Genomic DNA, 3,721 nt, shown 5'->3' with positions numbered 1-3,721 from the left:
GACGTGTAAGGCGTCACGCCGAAAGTACTCAAAACCCCTCAGGCGGGATTCATTGTGGTGCTCCTGCCGGTTGGCTAGGCAGTTCCTGTCGATACCTGTATAGCCACAAAGACCGGACCGGCAGCGCCCGATCGGAATGATGCCGCCGCGCTGTTCTCACGGGTGCAGGGCTGGTTCTCACCTCACACCGAGCCGCGACCGCGACCTTAAGGTCGCCGATCACAGTCGACGGATGGGTCGGAACCATGAGGGACGTTGCGCTGGCCACGGTCATTGGACTACTCGTCGCGGCCGTGCCGGTCCTGGTTGCGCCTCAAGGCGCCGCGGACATCCCCCTGTAGTGCCGGCCGGGATGCTGGGGTGCGACCGCGGCGTCGCTGTCGACCGGAGAGGAGGCGATTCGGAGCTGGCCTGATGTGCCATGATGTCCAAGCTGTCAACACTCAGGGAGCAGCAGTGGATCTCAATTTTTCGATGGTCACACGACCGGTCGAGCGGCTGATCGCCACAGCGCAGAACGGGCTGGAAGTCTTGCGACTGGGGGGCTTGGAAACCGGCAGTGTCCCGTCGCCGTCTCAGATCGTCGAGAGCGTGCCGATGTACAAACTCCGGCGATACTTTCCGCCGGACAGCCGGGATGGCCAGGCGCCCGCCGGGCCGCCAGTGCTGATGGTGCACCCGATGATGATGTCCGCGGACATGTGGGACGTCACTCGCGACGAAGGCGCCGTGGGAATCCTGCACGCCCGTGGGCTTGACCCCTGGGTCATCGACTTCGGCGAACCCGACAAGGTCGAGGGCGGCATGCGCCGCACCCTGGCCGACCACATCGTCGCGCTAAGTCAGGCCATCGACACGGTGAGGGACACCACCGGCAGCGACATCCATCTGGTCGGCTACTCGCAGGGCGGCATGTGGTGCTACCAGGTCGCCGCCTACCGGCGTTCGAAAAGCCTGGCCAGCATCGTCACCTTCGGATCGCCGGTGGACACCCTGGCCGCCCTGCCCATGGGTATCCCAGCGAACTTCGCCGCACCCGCCGCCAACTTCATGGCCGACCACGTCTTCAGCCGGCTGGCCATCCCGAGCTGGATGGCGCGGACCGGCTTCCAGATGCTCGATCCGCTCAAGACCGCCAAAGCGCGCGTCGACTTCGTGCGCCAGCTGCACGACCGGGAGGCGCTGCTCCCGCGTGAGCAACAGCGCCGGTTCCTCGAGCGGGAAGGCTGGATCGCCTGGTCGGGCCCGGCGATCTCCGAACTGCTCAAGCAGTTCATCGCCCACAACCGGATGATGACCGGCGGCTTCGCCGTCAATGGCCAAATGGTCACCCTCACCGACATCACCTGTCCGGTGCTGGCGTTCGTCGGCGAGGTGGACGACATCGGCCAGCCGGCGTCCGTGCGCGGTATCCGGCGGGCCGCGCCCGACGCCGAAGTGTACGAATCGACCATCCGGACAGGTCATTTCGGTTTGGTTGTCGGGTCCAAGGCGGCGCAACAGAGTTGGCCGACCGTGGCCGAATGGGTGAAGTGGCTGTCCGTCGGAGGCGACAAACCGGAGAGCATCGACTTGATGGCCGATCAGCCCGCCGAGCACACCGACAGCGGCGTCGCATTGAGCTCGCGCGTCGCGCACGGGGTTGGTGAAGTTTCCGAGGCGGCGCTGGGGCTGGTGCGCGGAGCGGCCACCACCGTCGTCGCGGCCAACAAGTCGGTGCGCACCCTGGCCGTCGAGACGGCCCGCACCATTCCGCGACTGGTCCGGCTCGGCCAGATCAACGACCACACCCGGATTTCGCTGGGCCGCATCATCGAAGAACAGGCGCACGACGCGCCCCAGGGCGAATTCCTGCTGTTCGACGGCCGAGTGCACACGTACGACGCGGTGAACCGGCGCGTCAACAACGTCGTCCGCGGCCTGATCGAGGTCGGGGTGCGGCAAGGGGACCGAGTCGGCGTGCTGATGGAGACCCGCCCCAGCGCACTCGTGGCCATCGCCGCGCTATCCCGGCTCGGTGCCATCGCGGTGGTGATGCGGCCCGACGCCGACCTCGCCGCCTCGGTGCGGCTCGGGGGAGTGACCGAGCTGCTCACCGACCCCACCAACCTCGACGCGGTGCGCGGGTCCGACCGCCAAGGCCTGCGCCAGGTGCTGGTCCTCGGCGGCGGGGAGTCGCGGGATCTGCACCTGCCCGACGATTCCGACGTCATCGACATGGAGCAGATCGACCCGGACGCCGTCGACCTGCCCGGGTGGTACCGCCCCAACCCGGGACTGGCCCGCGATCTGGCGTTCATCGCGTTCAGCGCGGCTGGCGGCGAACTGGTGGCCAAGCAGATCACCAACTACCGCTGGGCGGTGTCCGCCTTCGGTACCGCATCGACGGCCTCCCTGGATCGCCGCGACACCGTCTACTGCCTGACGCCGCTGCACCACGAATCGGCGCTATTGGTCAGCCTCGGCGGCGCGGTGGTCGGCGGCACCCGCATCGCGCTGTCGCGCGGCCTGAACCGCGACCGATTCGTCCAGGAGGTGCGTCAGTACGGCGTCACCGTGGTGTCCTACACCTGGGCCATGCTCCGCGAGATCGTCGACGATCCCGCATTCGTCCTGCAGGGCAATCACCCGGTGCGGCTGTTCATCGGTTCCGGCATGCCCACCGGCCTCTGGGGACGGGTCGTCGAGGCGTTCGCGCCCGCCCACGTCGTCGAGTTCTTCGCCACCACCGACGGGCACGCAGTGCTGGCCAATGTGTCCGGCGCCAAGCTCGGTAGCAAGGGCCGTCCGCTGCCGGGCGCCGGGCGAATCGAGTTGGGCGCCTACGACGTCGAGCACGACCTGATCCTGGAGACCGAGAGGGGCTTCGTGCGGATCGCCGAACCCAACCAGGTCGGCGTCCTGCTCGCGGCGACCAACGGCCCGGTCGATCCGAGCGCCTCGGTCAAGCGCGGCGTCTTCGCCGCCGGCGACACGTGGATTTCGACCGAGTACCTGTTCTACCGCGACGACGACGGCGACTACTGGCTGGCGGGCCGGCGTGGCTCGGTGGTGCGCACCGCGCGCGGCCTGGTCTTCGCCGAGCCGGTCACCGACGCTCTGGGTTGCATCAACGGCGTCGACCTCGCGGTGACCTACAACGTGCCGGTGGGCGACCACGAGGTGGCGGCGTCGGCGGTGACGCTGTTGCCGGGGGCCTCCATCACCGCGGCCGACCTGACCGAGGCCTTCGCCAAGCTTCCGATCGGCCTGGGACCCGACATCGTGTGCGTCGTGCCGGAGATGAACCTGAGCGCGACGTTCCGGCCCACCGTCAGTGCCCTCCGGGCGGCCGGGATCCCGAAGGCCGGGCGACAGGTCTGGTACTTCGACGCCGAGGCCAACCAGTATCGCCGCATGACCAGCGGGGCCCGTTCCGAGCTGACTGGAGCGCCTTCATGATCGACGATGCGCTGCTGAGCATCTTGGTGTGCCCGGACGACCGGGGACCGCTGGTGCTGGTCGGGTCCGAGCTGCTCTACAACCCACGGTTGCGGCGCGCGTATCGCATCGAGGACGACATCCCGGTGCTGCTCATCGACGAGGCGCGCGACGTCGGTGACGACGAGCACGCCCGGCTCATGGCACAGGGCCGTCCGGCAGATCGCCGGTAAGGTAGCGCTGCAGGTTCGGCGCGATGGTTTGCGCAATCTGCTCGGGCGGTAGCGACTTGAACGGCTCC

Annotated in this window: 2 protein-coding genes and 1 pseudogene; 2 read left to right on the top strand and 1 reads right to left on the bottom strand. The window is 68.1% G+C overall.

Annotated features, from left to right (window positions below; genetic code table 11):
• Positions 1 to 414 precede the first annotated feature (414 nt).
• Both A5652_RS04810 and A5652_RS04805 read left to right on the top strand, forming a co-directional pair.
• Positions 415 to 3,441 (top strand): acyl-CoA synthetase, encoded by a 3,027-nt coding sequence (locus tag A5652_RS04810; RefSeq protein WP_156745162.1) that lies wholly within the window; start codon positions 415 to 417, stop codon positions 3,439 to 3,441.
• Complete coding sequence (locus tag A5652_RS04805; protein WP_067347164.1) at positions 3,438 to 3,653, top strand: Trm112 family protein; 216 nt, start codon at positions 3,438 to 3,440, stop codon at positions 3,651 to 3,653. Before A5652_RS04810 ends, A5652_RS04805 begins: the two co-directional genes overlap by 4 nt.
• Here the strand turns inward: A5652_RS04805 and A5652_RS26430 are convergent.
• Positions 3,619 to 3,721, bottom strand: a pseudogene (locus A5652_RS26430) (TetR/AcrR family transcriptional regulator); the annotation flags it as partial. The gene A5652_RS04805 and the pseudogene A5652_RS26430 sit on opposite strands and share 35 nt — an antisense overlap.

The sequence above is a fragment of the Mycobacterium sp. 1165178.9 genome, assembly GCF_001673555.1.
GTDB lineage: Bacteria > Actinomycetota > Actinomycetes > Mycobacteriales > Mycobacteriaceae > Mycobacterium.
This window is presented reverse-complemented; position numbering and strand designations above follow the sequence as displayed.

What these genes read in the sequence shown, in the direction of transcription:
- A5652_RS04810 (WP_156745162.1), top strand. Translation starts at nt 415, where the DNA reads ATGTGCCATGATGTCCAAGCTGTCAACACTCAGGGAGCAGCAGTGGAT.
- A5652_RS04805 (WP_067347164.1), top strand. Translation starts at nt 3,438, where the DNA reads ATGATCGACGATGCGCTGCTGAGCATCTTGGTGTGCCCGGACGACCGG.